20 protein-coding genes are annotated in these 14959 nt (G+C 71.9%); 8 read left to right on the top strand and 12 right to left on the bottom strand.

Annotated features, from left to right (window positions below):
- Positions 1-24 precede the first annotated feature (24 nt).
- From ACIRRS_RS18630 to ACIRRS_RS18620, 3 genes are read left to right on the top strand one after another with little or no spacing between them, the layout of a single operon-like run.
- Positions 25-864 carry a DUF4097 family beta strand repeat-containing protein gene (locus tag ACIRRS_RS18630; protein ID WP_402971878.1) on the top strand — a complete coding sequence of 280 codons (840 nt, stop codon included), beginning with the start codon at positions 25-27 and terminating at the stop codon, positions 862-864.
- Positions 864-1829: an ATP-binding cassette domain-containing protein gene (locus tag ACIRRS_RS18625; protein WP_402971876.1), complete on the top strand. Its 966-nt coding sequence runs from the start codon at positions 864-866 to the stop codon at positions 1827-1829. The genes ACIRRS_RS18630 and ACIRRS_RS18625 overlap by 1 nt, the downstream gene beginning before the upstream one ends.
- Positions 1826-2620, top strand: a complete 795-nt coding sequence (locus tag ACIRRS_RS18620; protein WP_402971875.1) for an ABC transporter permease — start codon at positions 1826-1828, stop codon at positions 2618-2620. Before ACIRRS_RS18625 ends, ACIRRS_RS18620 begins: the two co-directional genes overlap by 4 nt.
- An 87-nt stretch (positions 2621-2707) precedes the next feature.
- On the opposite strand, the gene ACIRRS_RS18615 is transcribed toward ACIRRS_RS18620, so the two are convergent.
- On the bottom strand, positions 2708-3607 hold the full coding sequence (locus ACIRRS_RS18615; RefSeq protein ID WP_402971873.1) for a LysR family transcriptional regulator: 900 nt from the start codon (positions 3605-3607) through the stop codon (positions 2708-2710).
- Between the two features lie 134 nt (positions 3608-3741).
- Here ACIRRS_RS18615 and ACIRRS_RS18610 point away from each other — a divergent pair, with 134 nt between their 5' ends.
- Complete coding sequence (locus ACIRRS_RS18610) at positions 3742-4746, top strand: NADP-dependent oxidoreductase (protein ID WP_402971871.1); 1005 nt, start codon at positions 3742-3744, stop codon at positions 4744-4746.
- Between the two features lie 14 nt (positions 4747-4760).
- Here ACIRRS_RS18610 and ACIRRS_RS18605 read toward each other — a convergent pair whose 3' ends face one another.
- Complete coding sequence (locus ACIRRS_RS18605) at positions 4761-4967, bottom strand: hypothetical protein (RefSeq protein ID WP_402971869.1); 207 nt, start codon at positions 4965-4967, stop codon at positions 4761-4763.
- Positions 4968-5204: 237 nt separating this feature from the next.
- Here ACIRRS_RS18605 and ACIRRS_RS18600 point away from each other — a divergent pair, with 237 nt between their 5' ends.
- A complete protein-coding gene (locus ACIRRS_RS18600) occupies positions 5205-5699 on the top strand; it encodes an RICIN domain-containing protein (protein WP_402971867.1) in 495 nt (164 codons plus the stop codon).
- 47 nt (positions 5700-5746) lie between these two features.
- Here the strand turns inward: ACIRRS_RS18600 and ACIRRS_RS18595 are convergent, their stop codons facing one another.
- Genes ACIRRS_RS18595 through ACIRRS_RS18580 form a run of 4 tightly spaced genes read right to left on the bottom strand, consistent with a single transcriptional unit; the run spans position 5747 to position 7190 of the window.
- Positions 5747-5932, bottom strand: coding sequence for a DUF397 domain-containing protein (locus tag ACIRRS_RS18595; protein ID WP_402971865.1), 186 nt, complete (start codon positions 5930-5932; stop codon positions 5747-5749).
- Between the two features lie 5 nt (positions 5933-5937).
- Positions 5938-6123: a DUF397 domain-containing protein gene (locus ACIRRS_RS18590; RefSeq protein WP_402971863.1), complete on the bottom strand. Its 186-nt coding sequence runs from the start codon at positions 6121-6123 to the stop codon at positions 5938-5940.
- Positions 6124-6149: 26 nt separating this feature from the next.
- Entirely contained in the window at positions 6150-6335 is a 186-nt protein-coding gene (locus ACIRRS_RS18585) for a DUF397 domain-containing protein (protein ID WP_402971861.1), read from the bottom strand.
- A 3-nt stretch (positions 6336-6338) separates the two neighbouring features.
- The gene (locus tag ACIRRS_RS18580; protein ID WP_402971860.1) at positions 6339-7190 is read right to left on the bottom strand and encodes a DUF5753 domain-containing protein; all 852 of its coding nucleotides are present in this window, start codon (positions 7188-7190) and stop codon (positions 6339-6341) included.
- A gap of 171 nt (positions 7191-7361) precedes the next feature.
- On the opposite strand from ACIRRS_RS18580, the gene ACIRRS_RS18575 reads away from it, so the two are divergent.
- Positions 7362-7727 (top strand): ATP-binding protein, encoded by a 366-nt coding sequence (locus ACIRRS_RS18575; RefSeq protein WP_402971859.1) that lies wholly within the window; start codon positions 7362-7364, stop codon positions 7725-7727.
- Positions 7724-7987: a hypothetical protein gene (locus ACIRRS_RS18570; RefSeq protein WP_402971857.1), complete on the top strand. Its 264-nt coding sequence runs from the start codon at positions 7724-7726 to the stop codon at positions 7985-7987. Before ACIRRS_RS18575 ends, ACIRRS_RS18570 begins: the two co-directional genes overlap by 4 nt.
- Here ACIRRS_RS18570 and ACIRRS_RS18565 read toward each other — a convergent pair.
- From ACIRRS_RS18565 to ACIRRS_RS18540, 6 genes are all read right to left on the bottom strand, one after another.
- Positions 7950-8720, bottom strand: coding sequence for a class I SAM-dependent methyltransferase (locus ACIRRS_RS18565; protein ID WP_402971855.1), 771 nt, complete (start codon positions 8718-8720; stop codon positions 7950-7952). The two genes, ACIRRS_RS18570 and ACIRRS_RS18565, sit on opposite strands and share 38 nt — an antisense overlap.
- Positions 8721-8830: 110 nt before the next feature.
- Positions 8831-8983: a transposase gene (locus ACIRRS_RS18560; RefSeq protein ID WP_402971853.1), complete on the bottom strand. Its 153-nt coding sequence runs from the start codon at positions 8981-8983 to the stop codon at positions 8831-8833.
- Positions 8984-9023: 40 nt separating this feature from the next.
- Positions 9024-10472: an amidase gene (locus tag ACIRRS_RS18555; protein WP_402971851.1), complete on the bottom strand. Its 1449-nt coding sequence runs from the start codon at positions 10470-10472 to the stop codon at positions 9024-9026.
- A 221-nt stretch (positions 10473-10693) separates the two neighbouring features.
- On the bottom strand, positions 10694-11080 hold the full coding sequence (locus tag ACIRRS_RS18550; RefSeq protein WP_402971849.1) for a VOC family protein: 387 nt from the start codon (positions 11078-11080) through the stop codon (positions 10694-10696).
- Positions 11081-11288: 208 nt separating this feature from the next.
- A complete protein-coding gene (locus ACIRRS_RS18545; protein WP_402971847.1) occupies positions 11289-12452 on the bottom strand; it encodes an alpha/beta hydrolase family protein in 1164 nt (387 codons plus the stop codon).
- Between the two features lie 104 nt (positions 12453-12556).
- Positions 12557-13393 (bottom strand): SDR family oxidoreductase, encoded by an 837-nt coding sequence (locus ACIRRS_RS18540; RefSeq protein ID WP_402971845.1) that lies wholly within the window; start codon positions 13391-13393, stop codon positions 12557-12559.
- Between the two features lie 76 nt (positions 13394-13469).
- Here ACIRRS_RS18540 and ACIRRS_RS18535 point away from each other — a divergent pair, with 76 nt between their 5' ends.
- Entirely contained in the window at positions 13470-14948 is a 1479-nt protein-coding gene (locus ACIRRS_RS18535) for a serine/threonine-protein kinase (protein ID WP_402971844.1), read from the top strand.
- Positions 14949-14959 lie beyond the last annotated feature (11 nt).

Here is a 14959-nt window from a genome sequence, read left to right as displayed (position 1 = left end):
GAGAGCCAAGAGGACGGCACAGCCATGCCTTCGTACGAGTCCAACGGACCGATCTCCGCAGTCATCGAGTTCAACATCGGCGCCCTCTGGGTGCGGGCCGGCAAGAGCGCCGAGGCCACGGTGGACGTCCGTCCGGCCAACCCGGGCCGGGAGGCGGACGTCCGCGCGGCCGAGCTGACCCAGGTCGACTTCTCCGGCGGCCGTCTCACCGTCACCGGCCCCGCGCAGCGCACCGTGTTCACCAGCAAGAAGGGCTCGATCGAGGTCGAGGTAGAGCTGCCCGCCGGCTCGCAGGTGGACGTCGAGTCCCCGGTCGCGGACATCGTCGCGGAGGGCCCGCTCGGCGTCCTCCGGGCCAAGACCTCCATGGGCCGGATCCAGGTCGACCGGGCCGAGGCGGTGCGGCTCAGGACGGGCCAGGGCGACGTCCGGGTCGGCGTCGTCACCGGGAACGCCGAGGTGTCCGGCTCCGGCCGGATCGAGATCGGCACCGTCGGCGGCCGGCTGACGGTCAAGAACAGCAACGGGGACACCGAGATCGACGAGGTCGGCGGCGAGCTGGAGGCCAACTCCTCCAACGGCCGCATCCACGTCGGCGCCGCCGGGTCGGACGTGGACGCCAAGTCGGCGAACGGCCACATCCGCCTCGGCCGGGTCGTCCGCGGCCACGTCACCCTCCAGACCAGCGTGGGGGACCTGGAGGTCGGCATCGCCGAGGGCACCGCCGCCTGGCTGGACGTGCACAGCAAGTTCGGCGGCGTCCGCAACGAGCTCGGCCCCACCGAGGGCCCGGGCGACGCCCGGGAGACCGTCGAGGTCCGCGGGCGCACCCAGGTCGGCAACGTCACCGTCCGGAGGGCCTGATGACCACCACCACCGCGCTCGCGACCGGGACGGGGACCGGAACGGCCATCGAGGTCCGCGGGCTCACCAAGTCCTACGGCGACAAGGCCGTGCTCCGGGGCATCGACCTGACCATCCCGGTCGGCAGCGTCTTCGCCCTCCTCGGGCCCAACGGCGCCGGCAAGACCACCACCGTGGAGATCCTCTCCACCCTCATCCCCGCCGACGGCGGGTCGGCCCGGGTCGCCGGGTACGACGTGGTCCGCGAGGCGGACGGCGTACGCAGGACGATCGGCGTCACCGGCCAGTTCTCGGCGGTGGACAACCTGCTCACCGCCGAGGAGAACCTGCTGCTGATGGCCGACCTCAACCACCTCCGCCGTCGGGAGGGGCGGAGGCGGGCCGAGGACCTGCTGCGCCGCTTCGAGCTGACCGAGGCCGCCGGCAAGCCGGTCTCCACCTTCTCCGGCGGCATGCGGCGCAAGCTCGACCTCGCGATGACGCTGGTCGGCGACCCGAAGGTGATCTTCCTCGACGAGCCGACCACCGGGCTGGACCCGCGCAGCCGGCGCACCATGTGGGAGATGATCCGGGCGCTGGTCGCCGACCACGGGGTGACGATCTTCCTCACCACCCAGTACCTCGACGAGGCGGACGAACTCGCCGACCGCATCGCCGTCCTGGACGGCGGCCGGATCGTCGCCGAGGGCACCGCCGAGGAGCTCAAGCGGATCGTCCCCGGCGGCCACATCAAGCTCCAGTTCGCCGACGAGGCCCAACTGCGCACCGCCGCCGGGCTGTTCGAGTACGCCAAGGCGAACGTCGAGGCCCTGCGGCTGGACATCCCCGGGGACAACTCCGTCCTCACCGTCAAGACCGTCCTGGACGCGCTCGACAACGCCTCCGTCCGCGCGGAGTCGATGGTCGTCGAGACGGCCGACCTGGACGACGTGTTCCTCACTCTGACCGGGGAGGGCTCCCGATGAGCACCGTCACCCTCGCGGGCACCGGCTCCGCCAGGTACGCCCTGCGCGACTCGCTGACCATGCTGCGGCGCAACCTCAAGCACGCGCTGCGCTACCCGTCGCTGACCTTCGCCGTCGTGGTGATGCCGGTGATGATGCTGCTGATGTTCAACTACGCCTACGGCAACGCCCTGGGCGCCGGCATCGGCGGCGGGAAGTACATCGACTACGTGGCGCCCGGCATCGTGCTGATGGCGGCGACCTCGGGATCGATCGTCACCGCCATCGGCATCTGCACCGACATGACCGAGGGCATCGTCAACCGCTTCCGCACGATGGCGATATCGCGCTCCGCCTTCCTGGCCGGGCACGTCGTCGGCAGCGTCATCCAGACGATGATCGGGCTGGTCCTGGTGGTCGGCGCGGCCCTCGCGATGGGCTTCCGGCCGAACGCCGGAGTCGTCGAATGGCTGGCGGCCATCGGCCTGCTGCTCTTCGTCACCATCGCCCTGACCTGGATCTCCGCCGGGATCGGCCTCGTCGCCAAGACCGTCGAGAGCGCCAGCAACCTGCCGATGCCGCTGCAGTTCCTGCCCTTCATCGGCAGTGCCATCGTCCCGACCGACACCATGCCGACCGCCCTGCGCTGGTTCGCCGAGTACCAGCCCTTCACCCCCGTCATCGAGACCCTGCGGGGCCTGCTGATGGGGACGGAGATCGGCGCGGTCTCCGCCTGGAGCGCCCTCGGCTGGTGCACCGGACTGACGCTGATCGGCTACTTCTGGTCGAGGAGCGTCTTCTACCGGCGGTGACGGGGGTACGGCCGGTAGATCCCTGCCGCGGCCCGGGCGACGGAATCCATCCGCCGCCCGGGCCGCGGCGCCTGTGCGTCGCGGCGGCTACGCCGTGCGGGCCGGGGTGAGGCCCTCGGGGAGGGGCAGGTCGCGCAGTTCGCGGATCAGGGCGCGGACGGCAGGGGTCGGCGCCAGCTCGGGGGTGGTGACGTAGCCGACCAGCCGGGTGGGCGGCTCCGGGCCGAGCGGGGTGACGGCGAGCCCGGCCGGGGCGCCGAGCAGGGCGGTGGCGGGCATGATGGCCATGCCCAGCCCCTGGGCGACCATCGAGACGGCCACCGCGTCGTCCTCCACGTCCACCGTCGTGGGCGGGATCCAGTCCTGGCGCCGCCACCAACTCCGGGTGTAGGAGCCGCAGTTCTCGTCCCAGTCGACCAGTGGCAGCCGGCGCGGCTCCCGGTGGCCCCGCGGGTGCGCCAGCGCGTACTCCTCCTCGTACAGCCTGGCCGAGACCAGGCCGGGCACGGGCTGCGCGCCGTCGAGCGTGGCCAGCCCGAGGTCCGCCCGTCCGTCCGCGACCTCCCCGGCGGCGCCGCGCCCGACCTCCCGGACGATCCGCACCCGGGCGTTCAGCCCCGGGTGCCGCTCGGCGAGCCGGGCGAGGACGGGCGGCAGCAGGTGCGCGGCGGCGCTGCGGAAGGCGACGATCCTCAGGGTGCCGGTCAGCGGCCCGTCCGCGCCCGCGCCCCGCACCTCCGGCCCCATCGCGGCCAGCAACCGCAGCAGCCGGCGGGCGTACGCCACCGCCCGCGCGCCCGCCTCGGTGGGCCGCGCGCCGTGCCGTCCGCGCTCGAACAGCACCGCGCCGAGCTTGCGCTCGCAGCCCCGGACGGTGTGCGAGACGGCGGACTGGGTGGTGCCCAAGCGGGCGGCGGCGGCGGTGAAGGCGCCCTCCTCCTCGACCGCGACCAGGACGCGCAGCTCGTGCGGGGCGAGATCGGTCATGCGCCCGACCCTACCGGCATCCATCGATCCCGCTCATGGAAGGGGCCCTTCCATCGACGCGGACCCCTGCCCGGGAGGGGGCCGCGATTCCTACCGTGGGCACGGCCACGACCCGCCGTCAGTTCGGAGCACCGATGTCCCGCCCCACCGCCCACGCCGTTCACCTCGTCTCCCGCCCCGCCGGCGCGCCGACCGCCGAGAACTTCGCCTTCGTCGAGGAGAGCGTCCTGGTGCTGGCGGCGGGCGAGGCGCTGATCGAGAACCTCTACCAGTCCGTCGACCCGTACATGCGCGAGGAGATGGACGAGGGCGGCTGGGACCTCCACGCCCCGCTGGAGGGCCGCACCCTCGGCCGGGTGGTGGAGTCCCGCGCCGACGCCCTGCCCCTCGGCGCCCTGGTCTTCCACCGCCAGGCCTGGCGCACCCACTCGGTGGTCACCGCCGAACGCGCCCAGCTGCTGCCCGACTTCGAGGGCGTCCCGCTCAGCAATCACCTGTCGGTGCTGGGCGGCACCGGCCTGTCCGCCTGGGTCGGCCTGACCAGGGTCGCCCGGCTCCAGGCCGGCGAGACGCTCTTCGTCTCGGCGGCTGCGGGCGGCGTCGGGACGGCGGCCGGGCAGCTGGCCCGGCTGCTCGGCGCCGGGCGGATCGTCGGCAGCACGGGCTCGGCGGAGAAGGCGGCCCGGCTCGTCGAGCACCTCGGCTTCGACGCCGGGTTCGACTACCACGACGCCCCGATCGCCGACCGCCTGCGCGAGGCCGCCCCCGACGGCCTGCACGTCTACTTCGACAACGTCGGCGGCGACCACCTGGAGGCCGCGATCGACGTCCTGCGCGACCACGGCCGGATCGCCTGGTGCGGCGCCGTCGCCCAGTACGACCGCCCCCAGGACCCGCCGGCCGCGCCCCGCAACCTCTACGACGTGGTCGGCAAGAGCCTGCGGTTGGAGGGGTTCCTCGTCCGCAACCACCTCGACGCCCGGCCGGAGTTGTACGAGTTTCTCGTTCCGCACCTGCGCTCGGGCGCGGTGGTGGCGGACGAGACGGTCGTGGACGGGTTCGGGAACGTCGTGGACGCCTTCCTCGGCATGCTGCGCGGGGCCAATACGGGGAAGATGATCGTTCGTCTTGCGGACTGAGCCCCGGGCGCCTGTTACAGCACCAGTCCGAGGACCACGCCGATGGTGCCGCCCAGGGCGAGGAGTGCCCCGAGCAGCCGCATGGTCCGCAACGAGACGTCGGTGCCCCGGTACTGGTAGTTGAACAGCTGCCACCACTTGGCCGCGTTGCGGATGTCGAAGGCGATGGCGTACCCGATGATGGCCAGCCCCGCCCCGGGAACGATCGCCTGGGAGTTCACGGCGTCATCCTAGGACCGCGGGCGGTGGGACGGGAGGGGGTGGGCGCCGTCCGCCGCCGGGGGAGAGGGAGGGGTGCTCAACCTGAACGGGCGATCGAGTGCGGGCGTTCGAGGCAATGTCGTTCGCATGCGGAGGCCACCCGGATGACTTGGCCTTGCGGGCCCCTGGGGCCGGTGGTTGCCTCGCGGTCGTGACCGATGGACGGTCGCGCGCAACACCCGCAGAAGGAGAAGTCCTTGTTCAGCATCAAGAAGGCCACCGCCGTCGCCGTAGCCGTCGTGGCCGCCGCCGGCGTCGTCGCCACCGCCGCGCCCGCGTCGGCCGAGGGCCGACTGATCAACGAGAACGTGCGGTTCTACAACGAGTCCACGAACGGGGCCCTGGACGCCAGCTCGTTCGGGCCGACGGCGATCACCTGGCAGGCCAACGGGACGGCGTACCAGGACTGGATCCTGCACCCGAGCCCGCGCGGGTACCTGATCGAGAGCGTCGCGAAGGGCGGTAACTGTCTCCAGGCGCCGGCGAACCCGGGCGACGCTGTGCCGGTGGTCGCGTGCAACCCGAACATCCCGACCCAGCAGTGGCGGCTCGACCAGGTCGGCGACAAGGTGGTGATCGCCCAGGTGCTGGACGAGAACCTCGTCATCCAGGCGACCAGCACCACCAACAACGTGGTGAAGGCGTTCCGCGACGAGAGCCCGGCCCAGCTGTGGGACGTCACCCCGTCCTGAGGCAGTAGCGCCCCGCCGGACCACGGTCCGGCGGGGCGCCCGCGTGTTCAGACGTCGAACTCCCCGGCACGGATGGAGGAGACGAGGTCGCGCCATTCCGTGGGGGTGAGCTGGGCGATGGCGTCGGGCAGGAGGCTGCTGCGGACGTAGACGGCCTCGGGCGTGATGGCCACCTCCGGGCAGTTGTTGCCATCGCCGCATGCCCCGGGCTGCTTCCAGTCGAGTTCCTTCATCGAAACTACGCGTCGAACTCGCCAGCGCGGATCGCGGTGAGGAGGTCGCGCCACTCGATGGGGGTGAGTTGGGCGATGGCGTCGGGGAGGAGGCTGCTGCGGACGTACACGGCATTGGCGCCAATGGCCACCTCGGGGCAGGCATTGGCGTCCGCGCACGTCTTGGGGCGCTTCCAGTCGAGTTCCTTCATGGAACTGTCCTCCATTGTTCTGGCGGCTACGCCTCGAACTCCCCAGCGCGGATCGCGGTGGAGAGGTCGCGCCATTCCTTCGTGGTGAGTTGGGCGATGGCGTCCGGGAGGAGACTGCTGCGGATGTAGACGGCGTCGGGGGTAATAGCGACCTCTGGGCAGTTGCTCGCGTTGGCGCATGCGCTCGGGCGAGTCCAGGAGCGGTTCTCCATCGGCTATATCTCCTTCTTGATCTTCGCGATCAGATCGCGGGATCCTTCAACCGAAAGAGACCTGTCAGCCATCTGCTCAATGATCGCGCGGTACTCCTCCAGGTGCTCGGACAGGTGCAGGAAAACCGGCCCCTGCATCGAATCGTAGCTAACGGTGTTGAGTCGCGGTACGGGCCCGTTCGCGTAGTTGATGGCCTGACCGGGGCCCTTGAAGCCTCCGGCCGCGAAGGTGATCACTCGAAGCGTGACGTGGGGCAGCTCCGACAACTCCAGCATCCAGTCCAACTGCTCCTGGGCGACGTCGCGGCCTCCGAACTGCATGCGGAGAGCCGCTTCGTGGACGAGCGCCGTGTAGGGCTTGGTGCCCTTCGCCATCAACATCTCTGATCGCCGCATTCGTTGCTCGACGCGCGTCTCGACGACGCGCGGAGTCAGGCGAACTTGGCTCTCTTGGAAGATCGCGCGGCTGTAGCGCTCCGATTGCATCGGGCCGGGCGGATGGCAGATCTGGTAGGAGTACATCCCCTGCGCATGGTGCTCGAACTCGCAGATGTCGAGGAATCCCTGCGGAACGAAGCCTCGAAACTCGTCCCACCAGCCCTTGCGTTTCTCTTCCGCCATGGCTGCGAGGGCGTCGATGTACGCGGCATCGGTCTCGCCGAAGGCGTCGGCAAGCGTCCGGACTCGCTCGGCGGTGATCGGGTAGTGCCCCTTCTCCACCTGGGTGATCTTCGTTCGATCCAGGTTGAAGACGGCGGCGGCCTGAGCGGTCGTCTGGCGGGCGCTGTCGCGCATCTTTCGCAGCTCGATGCCCAACCGGGCCTGCCGGGCCGTTGGGATGGTACGTGGTGGCATGGCCCAAGCATCTATGCCGACCCGTGAACAGTCCAGCGGCCATGGGTGGACCATGTTTTTAGATCTGGTGGCACATGTGAGTCATCGTGCCCTACAGTCTGTGATGCACCGATCACCAAACGGAGCGTCAGAAGTGCTGTTTGGTGCCCTCATTCCCTCTGGGAGACCGCTGTGCGCAACCTCAACTCCCCCTGCCTCACCCTCTCCCGCGACACCCTCCGCGACTCCATGAACCGCGCGGGCTGGCCGCCCTCCCTCATCGCCGACGCCGAACTCGCCATGGTCGAACTCATCGTCAACGCCTGGCGGCACGCCGACACCACCGCCCCCGTCGTCCTCATCCTCTTCCTCGACAACACCCTCCGCGTCAACGTCTCCGACCGCTCCTCCCGCCTCCCCGACCCCCGCACCCCCTCCCCCCTCGCCGAGTCCGGACGGGGCCTCCAACTCGTCGCCGCCCTCACCGACCGCTGGGGCGTCGACCCCCAGAAGCTCGGCAAGACCATCTGGTTCGAACTGGACGGAGTCGCCGCGTGAAGGCCCACCACCCCATCCACCCCACCGACCCCGCGCTCGTCTACCTCTCCCGCCGCGAGATCACCGAACTGATCGTCGATCTCCGCGTCGAGGGCCGCGAGTTCGGAGCCCTCTGGCCCTGCGCCACCCCCGGCACGGCCGACATGAACGGCGTGCGCCTCGTCAATCTCGGCGTCGTCCCGGTCAGCACCGTCGTCAACCTCCTCGCGGTCCTCCGCGAGTTCAAGCGCGGTCGCGACGCCGGGCGAGGTGTGCGGTGATCTCCCCGTCGACCTCCACGCGCTCGGGCAGGACCTGCCGCACCCTCGCGAACGCCTCCCGGCGCTGCTCGGCCGGCAGCATGATGTAGGCCGACACCGTCGACAGATGCCCGATGTACTCCTCGGCGCTGACGCTCAACCTCCTCTCCACCACCTCCTGTTGGACGTCTTCGAACCACTCCGACGCCTCCAGCTCCGTGCCGGGCCACTGCATCTCCCGCCCCCTCGGAGTCCCGTCCGGCGACGGCAGGTCGTCGCTCTCCAGGTACGGTGCCCGCGCCGCCCGTACGGCCTCCGCCAACTCCCGGTCGGCCAGCACGATCGGCCCCCCGAACGAGGCGAACACCCCGCCCGGCTCCACCAACGCCGCGACCCGATCCCAGCGGCCCGCCGGGTCCGTCCAGTGCAGTGCGGCCGCCGCGTACATCAACCCGAACTGCCGCCCCCCGAGCTCCAGTTCCTCGAAGGCCCCCTGCTCCACCTGGACGCTCGACGGCACGTTCCTCCGCAGTTCGGCGAGCATCGCCGGATCGGGGTCGGTCGCCGTGACCGCCACCCCGTGCGCGGCGAACAGCCGCGTCGCCTTGCCCGTACCGGCGCCGATCTCCAGCGCCGTCCGCAGCGGCCGGCCCGCGTAGGCCGCCACCCGTGCGTACAGCTCGTCCGGATAGCCCGGCCGGTACCGCTCGTACGCTTCCGCTATCGACCCGAAACTCCGCGCGCGCTCAGACATGCTCAGCATCCTGGCACGGCGACCTGCTTGTTTCCTCCGCCTTTCATGCGCAGGAAGTCGGCCCGGCCGACTTCCTGCGCACAAGGCTTACGGGCGGTCGTAGGGCCGGGTCATGACCTCCACGGTGTGGCCGTTGCGTGAGGAGGGAAGCCGTGCGGCAGGTGCCGCCAGGCGATCCCGGTCCGTGCGGCGTAGAGGATCGCGTTCGCCAGCTCTGGAGCCGGCCGCCACGAGATCCTGGAACCGAGTCCGTGCCGCACCATTCAGAGCCGGACAGGTGGGGAATCCCCTGTCGAACCCCTCTCAGAATCCCGGCGGACGGCGGAACCCGCCGATCACCTCCGCCAGGCACTGCACGAAGCGGACCGCGGTGCGGTCGTGCAGGTAGGGGGCGATCACCTGGATGCCGACCGGAAGCCCGTCCCGGGTCGCCCCGACGGGCGCCACCGCCGCGGGCAGGTGATTGACCGCCGACGGCGCCATCCACGTGAGCATCTCGCGATACGGCCGGTCGGCGCCGTCGACCCGCAGTGTCCGGACCGACCACCCGGGATCGGGGCGTTGGTCGTGGGGGAAGGCGGCCGTGGGGCTCACCGGGCAGAGGAGCACGTCGACGTCGCGGAAGAACTCCGCCCAGCGGCGGCGGGAGTGTTGCCGACGTTCATCGAGCGCGTGCCAGCCACGGAAGCTGATCGTCAGGTCCGACGCGAACCCGCCGGCGGCCCCTTCCGCCGTGGCGAGTTCCACGAGCCCGGCATACGACTCGTCGGGCTCGACCAGCCCGCTCTGTGCCATCAGCAACGGCTGGTAGAGGGCCATCGTCTCTTCGAGCCCGACGGGCCCGCTGCCCTCGACCACGACGGCGCCCTCGGCCCGCACCGCCTCCAGCACGGCCTGCATGATCGCGACCAACTCGCTGTCGACGGGGCAGAACGGGTCGTCGACCCAGGCCGCGACCCGAAAGTCCCGCAGGGTGCTCGGCCGGGCGGCGGGCAGCTCCAGCCGCCATCCCGGGGCGCGGTCGTGGTCCGCTCCGGCGAGGACGTCGAGACCCAGGTCGAGGTCGTCGGCGTGCCTGGCGAGCGGGCCGAGTACCGCCATGTCGAAGTCCGCCAGCGTTCCCGGAGCGTGTCCCGAGACGCTGCCGTACCTCGGCACGATCCCGAACGACGGGCGCAGCCCGTACACGCCGCAGAAGTGGGCGGGCACCCGGATCGAGCCTGCCGTGTCGCCGCCGAGTTCCAGGCCGGTCAGCCCCGCGGCGACCGCCGCGGCGGACCCGCCGGACGACCCGCCGGGTCCGCGCGTCGGGTCCCACGGATTGTTCGTGGTCCCGTAGACCTCGTTGTAGGTCTGCCAGTCCCGGGCGTCGGCCGGCAGGTTGGACTTGCCGAAGACGATCGCTCCCGCGTTCTTGAGCCGGGCGACCGACTCGGCGTCGTTCGTCGAGACGTGCTCTCCCCAGCGGGCCGAACCTCCGGTGGTCCGCATGCCCGCGACCTCGAGACTGTCCTTGATCGTCACGGGGACCCCGTGCAGGCGGCCGAGCGGCTCGCCACGGGAGACCGCGCGGTCGGCCGCCAGCGCCGCGGCCCTCGCGCCCTCCTCGTCCCGGGCGACGATGGCGTTCACCTTCGGATCGAGCCGCTCCACCCGGGCGAGGTAGTGGTCGAGCACCTCGGTGCTCGACATCTCCTTCGCCGCGATGGCGGCAGCGAGTTGGCCTGCGGAGCGAAATGCCGGATCGGTCATGCGATCTCCAGAAAGGCTGGACCCGCGGCGATCACATCGCTGTGGCCGACGCAGAACCCCAGTTCAGGGCGGGTCCCAGGCCGACCTTAGCGGAGGTGGAGGACCATGCCGGGGTGTGGCCTTGCTCACTTTTCGCGAACGGGACCGCCCGGGCGCAGGCCAGCCCCCGTACGCGGGAAGTCGGCCAGGCCGACTTCCCGCGCAGGAGGCTCGTCGGTGACCTACGGACGGTCGTAAGGCCGGGTCAGGACCTCCATGTTGTGGGCGTCCGGGTCGTTGAAGTAGGCGCCGCGACCGCCGAACCATCCGTTGGTCCGGCCGGGCTCGGTGTGGGAGGGATCGGCGTAGTAGGTGACCCCGGCCGCCTCCAGGCGGGCGATCACGGCGTCGAACTCCTCCTCGGGGATCAGGAAGGCGTAGTGCTGCGACTGGATCGGCTCGTCCCGCTTCTCGTAGTAGTCGAGCGTCACGCCGTTGCCGAGGTCCACGGGAAGGAACGGCCCGAACGGGGCGCCGACCTCCAACCCCAGGATCTCGGCCAGGAATTCGGCGGACAGGCGGCGGTCACTCGCGTAGACGACGGTGTGGTTCAGCTGGACATGGGACATCAGTGGTGGGTCTCCGGTCTCGGGATCAGCTGGAACGGGGCGCCGAACGGCGGCGCCGGGAGCTGGAACTCGAAGACGGGGGCGGGCCTCGTGCCCGCCTCGGGCTCACGCCGGGGCCGGGAGCCTCACTCGTGCGTGGCCCGTGGCCGACCCGGCAGTCACCCGACCGACCTACCGATCGCCACGAGCAGGGACAACACCCCAATGGTCAGCCCCGCGACCAGACGAAGGCGACCTCCGGGTAGCGCGGCGAGGGGGCGTCGAGCAGCGGCGCCGGGCGCTCGCGCAGGAAGCGGTCGAAGTAGGCCCGTACGTAAGCGCGGGGGATCGCCGTGGCACGGGCGGGGGCGATGGTGCCGAAGAGCCGGGTGTAGAACTCCTGGGAGGTGTTCTCCGTGAAGCGCCCCGGCCCGGCGGCGTGCGGCAGGTCGGTGAAGCTCAGGTGCCCCGAGTCGTTCTGCCGCAACTGCCGCCCCCAGCCGCGCTGGTGCTCCCTCCACCGCTGCCAGGTGTCGTGGTCGGCGATCGAGGTGAGCAGGAGGAACGGCCGGTCCAGGCCCTGCTCCGGCACGGGCGAGCCGAAGAGCCCGCCGTCCAGGTTGAGCCCGGCCGCGAACCGCCCGTCCTGGCGCACGGCCTCGGCGGCGGCCGCGCCGCCCATCGAGTGGCCGAGCACGCCGATCCGCTCCGGGTCCACGCACGGAAGACCGGGCGCTCCGTTGATCAACTCCGAGGCCACGAACCGCAGATCGCCGACCCGGGCGGCGATCTCCTTGCGCTCGGCCGCGTCCCAGTCGGCCGGCTCCTCCTCCAGGACCGTCTGCACCACCCGCCCGTCCGGGAACTCGACGGCCGCCGCGTCGTAGGTGTGGTCGATCGACGCGACCAGGTACCCGTGCGCGGCCAACTCCTCGGCCAGTGCTGTGCAGTTGGTGCGGGTGCCCTGACGCCCGTGCCCGAGCAGCAGCAGCGGCAGCGCCCCCGGCGCCGGCCGCGCGCCGAGCAGGGCGGTGGGGCGGACCCGGCCGAGAGTGCCCGGGTCGAGGTGGACCCGTTGCTCCAGCACGGCCGCCACCCGCGCCGTGGTGTACGGCGCGCGGGCCCGCCCTCCGCCGCCGCGCGCCGGGTACCAGAGCTGCACCATCAGCTCGCGCGGCCCGGGCGCGGGGGCGAACGGGTCCTGGCGGCTCGCGTCGACGAGGTGCAGCGAGACCGTGCCGATCGGCCGCCCGACGGTCGGTGCCGGGAGGTCGATCGGCGGGAGGCCGGTCGGCGGCGGTGCAGCGGGCGCGGCCTGGGCGACGGCGCCGGGGAGCGCGAGCGCCGCGCCCCCCAGGCCTGCGGCTGCCAACAGCGAACGACGTCCGATCATCGCATCCACCCTTCAGTCGAACGAATCTGACGATTCCTCAACCTAGGCGGGCCGAACTGCGCCGACCAGTGCACGTTTTGTGGACGAACTGGACGCGTGGCCCGTCAGCGGAAGTCCGCCGCGTGCTCCCGCGCCCAGGCACGGAAGTCGAGCGCAGGGCGGCCGAGCACCCGCCGCACGGTGTCCGTCACCTCCTCCGGCTCATGGGTGAACGACTCCCAGGCCCGCAGCCGGGACTCCACGAACGCCGCGTTCCCCCAGGCCGCCGTCAATTGCTCCCGCGCGGCCTGCGGCTCCAGTTCCTCCCACCGCACCTCGACGCCCGCCTCCTCACCGATGATCCGCACCAGCTCCGCGTGCTCCAGCGACTCCGGGCCGGTGACCAGGTGCTTCGCCCCCTGGTGCCCGTCCTCGACCAGGGCCCGCACCGCGACCTCGGCGATGTCCCGCTCGTGCACCAGCGAGCGGCGCGCCCGCCCGTACGGCCACCGGACGACGCCCTCGCGGACCTGGCCCGCCCAGCCGAGGGCGTTGCCCGCGAAGTCGATCGCCCGCACGAACGTCCAGTCCAGGCCGGACTTGCGGATCAGTCGCTCGATCTCCTGATGGAAGATCACGGCCGGTTCGTCGTCCGCGAGATCGGGGACCTTCGCCGACAGGTACACCACCCGCTCGGCACGCGCGGCGACCGCCGCGACCACCCCCGCCGGGTCCACCCCGGGCAGGCCGGGCCACATCAGGTACACCCGCCGCACGCCGTCCAGCGCGCCCGCCAGGCTCTCCGGCTCCGCCAGGTCTCCCCGTACGACCTCCACGCCCTCGGGCAGGCCGTCCGCCGTGCTTCGCACCAACGCCCGTACGGCGTGGCCCCTTTCGACCAGACCGGCCACCACGTGCCGTCCGACGCTGCCGTTCGCCCCGATCACCAGAATCCGTTCCATGGCTGACCCCAACACCACGGGGCCAGGGTCTATTCTCCGTGCGTCGACCGGATACAGGCAGGATGCAGGGGGGCGCGTGGACGCGGAGACCGGGCAACTCGTCGGAGGCCGTTACCGGTTGGGCCGCCGCCTGGGCGCCGGGGGGTTCGGCCAGGTGTGGGCCGCCGAGGACACGGTGCTCGGCGTGGAGGTGGCGATCAAGGAGGTACGGCTGCGCAACGCCTCGCCCGAGCAGCGGCGGGACCTCCTCGCCCGGGCCTCGCGCGAGGCCCGCCACGCCGCCCGGCTGCGCACCCATCCCAACGTCGTCACCGTCCACGACGTCCTGGACGTGGACGGCGTGCCGTGGATCGTCATGGAGCTGGTGGACGGGTGCTCCCTCGCCGAGGAGCTCAAGGAGCGCGGCCCGCTGCCGCAGGCCCGGGCGGTCGCCGTCGCGGAGGCGGTGCTGAGTGCGCTGGAGGCCGCCCACGACGCGCACATCATCCACCGCGACATCAAGCCCGCGAACGTGATGCTCTCGCGCCAGGGGGAGGTCCTGCTCGCCGACTTCGGCATCGCGGTGGACAACGCCGACACCCGCATCACCGCGAGCCACCTGGTCATCGGGACGCCTGGGTACTCCGCGCCCGAGCGCTGGCAGGGCAAGCCGCCCAGCCCGGCCTCGGACCTCTTCTCGCTCGGGGTGACGCTCTACGAGGCCGTCGAGGGGGAGCCGCCGTTCCCCCTGGAGAACCCGGTCGCCGCCCTCACCCAGGCGCCGAGGCCGACGGAGCGGGCCGGGAGGCTGGAGCCGCTCCTCGCCGTGCTGCTGGCGAGGGACCCGGCCGGGCGGCCGACGGCGGGGGAGGCGCTCGCCCTCCTGGCGGCGGAGCCGCTGCCCGAACCCGAGCCGCTGCCCGAACCCGAGCCGCTGCCCGAGCCGGCGCCGCTGCCCGAGCCGGCGCCGCTGCCCGAGCCGGCGCCGGTACCCGAGCCGCCGTCCCACGTGAGGGTCTCGCTCACCAGGAGGGAGGTCGTGTCCGCGCTGGCGGACCGCTTCGGCGAGGTGTTCGCGATCCCCGCACTGATCCTCGCCGCCGTCGCCGCGTACACCATCGACAGGGACCCGGTCCTGAGCCTCGGCTCACTCGTGGTGCGGTTCGACGACCCGGCGAGCAACCGCGTCGCGGCCGGGGTGGCCGCGTTCCTCCTGGTCGGAGGCCTCGGCCTGCTGATCGGAGCGATGGCGGGGCTCTTCGAGAAGTCCCAGGTGGTGACGGTCGACGACGCCGGCTTCTCGGTGACCTGCGACTGCCCGCCCGCGAAGAACCACGCCTTCACGATCAGCTGGGCCGACGTCGAGCGCATCGCCGTCGTCACGGACGAGGTCCGGGCCTGGCCCCGCGACGGCGCCGGCCCCACCCGCTCCTGGCGCGGACTGAAGCAGCACCGCAACGGCAGCCGCACCGTCTACCCGAACCGGCACTTCCCCCGCATCCCGGCCGCCCGCCTCCACCACCCCTTCCGCACCTTCGCCGGCGACCGCTGGCGCCCCGCCACCCCGGAGGCCTGAGCGCCACCAGG

The organism is Kitasatospora sp. NPDC101183 (assembly GCF_044767945.1).
Taxonomy (GTDB): Bacteria; Actinomycetota; Actinomycetes; order Streptomycetales; family Streptomycetaceae; genus Kitasatospora.
Note: the sequence above shows the minus strand (reverse complement) of the source record. Positions and strands in the feature narration are given on the sequence as shown.

Excerpts from the sequence above, each read along its gene's own strand:
- ACIRRS_RS18620 (WP_402971875.1), top strand. The coding sequence starts at position 1,826 with ATGAGCACCGTCACCCTCGCGGGCACCGGCTCCGCCAGGTACGCCCTG.
- ACIRRS_RS18610 (WP_402971871.1), top strand. The coding sequence starts at position 3,742 with ATGTCCCGCCCCACCGCCCACGCCGTTCACCTCGTCTCCCGCCCCGCC.
- ACIRRS_RS18565 (WP_402971855.1), bottom strand. The coding sequence starts at position 8,720 with ATGTCTGAGCGCGCGCGGAGTTTCGGGTCGATAGCGGAAGCGTACGAG.
- ACIRRS_RS18545 (WP_402971847.1), bottom strand. The coding sequence starts at position 12,452 with ATGATCGGACGTCGTTCGCTGTTGGCAGCCGCAGGCCTGGGGGGCGCG.
- ACIRRS_RS18560 (WP_402971853.1), bottom strand. The coding sequence starts at position 8,983 with ATGGTGCGGCACGGACTCGGTTCCAGGATCTCGTGGCGGCCGGCTCCA.
- ACIRRS_RS18630 (WP_402971878.1), top strand. The coding sequence starts at position 25 with ATGCCTTCGTACGAGTCCAACGGACCGATCTCCGCAGTCATCGAGTTC.
- ACIRRS_RS18585 (WP_402971861.1), bottom strand. The coding sequence starts at position 6,335 with ATGGAGAACCGCTCCTGGACTCGCCCGAGCGCATGCGCCAACGCGAGC.
- ACIRRS_RS18615 (WP_402971873.1), bottom strand. The coding sequence starts at position 3,607 with ATGACCGATCTCGCCCCGCACGAGCTGCGCGTCCTGGTCGCGGTCGAG.
- ACIRRS_RS18590 (WP_402971863.1), bottom strand. The coding sequence starts at position 6,123 with ATGAAGGAACTCGACTGGAAGCGCCCCAAGACGTGCGCGGACGCCAAT.
- ACIRRS_RS18625 (WP_402971876.1), top strand. The coding sequence starts at position 864 with ATGACCACCACCACCGCGCTCGCGACCGGGACGGGGACCGGAACGGCC.
- ACIRRS_RS18540 (WP_402971845.1), bottom strand. The coding sequence starts at position 13,393 with ATGGAACGGATTCTGGTGATCGGGGCGAACGGCAGCGTCGGACGGCAC.
- ACIRRS_RS18580 (WP_402971860.1), bottom strand. The coding sequence starts at position 7,190 with ATGCCACCACGTACCATCCCAACGGCCCGGCAGGCCCGGTTGGGCATC.
- ACIRRS_RS18550 (WP_402971849.1), bottom strand. The coding sequence starts at position 11,080 with ATGTCCCATGTCCAGCTGAACCACACCGTCGTCTACGCGAGTGACCGC.
- ACIRRS_RS18555 (WP_402971851.1), bottom strand. The coding sequence starts at position 10,472 with ATGACCGATCCGGCATTTCGCTCCGCAGGCCAACTCGCTGCCGCCATC.
- ACIRRS_RS18595 (WP_402971865.1), bottom strand. The coding sequence starts at position 5,932 with ATGAAGGAACTCGACTGGAAGCAGCCCGGGGCATGCGGCGATGGCAAC.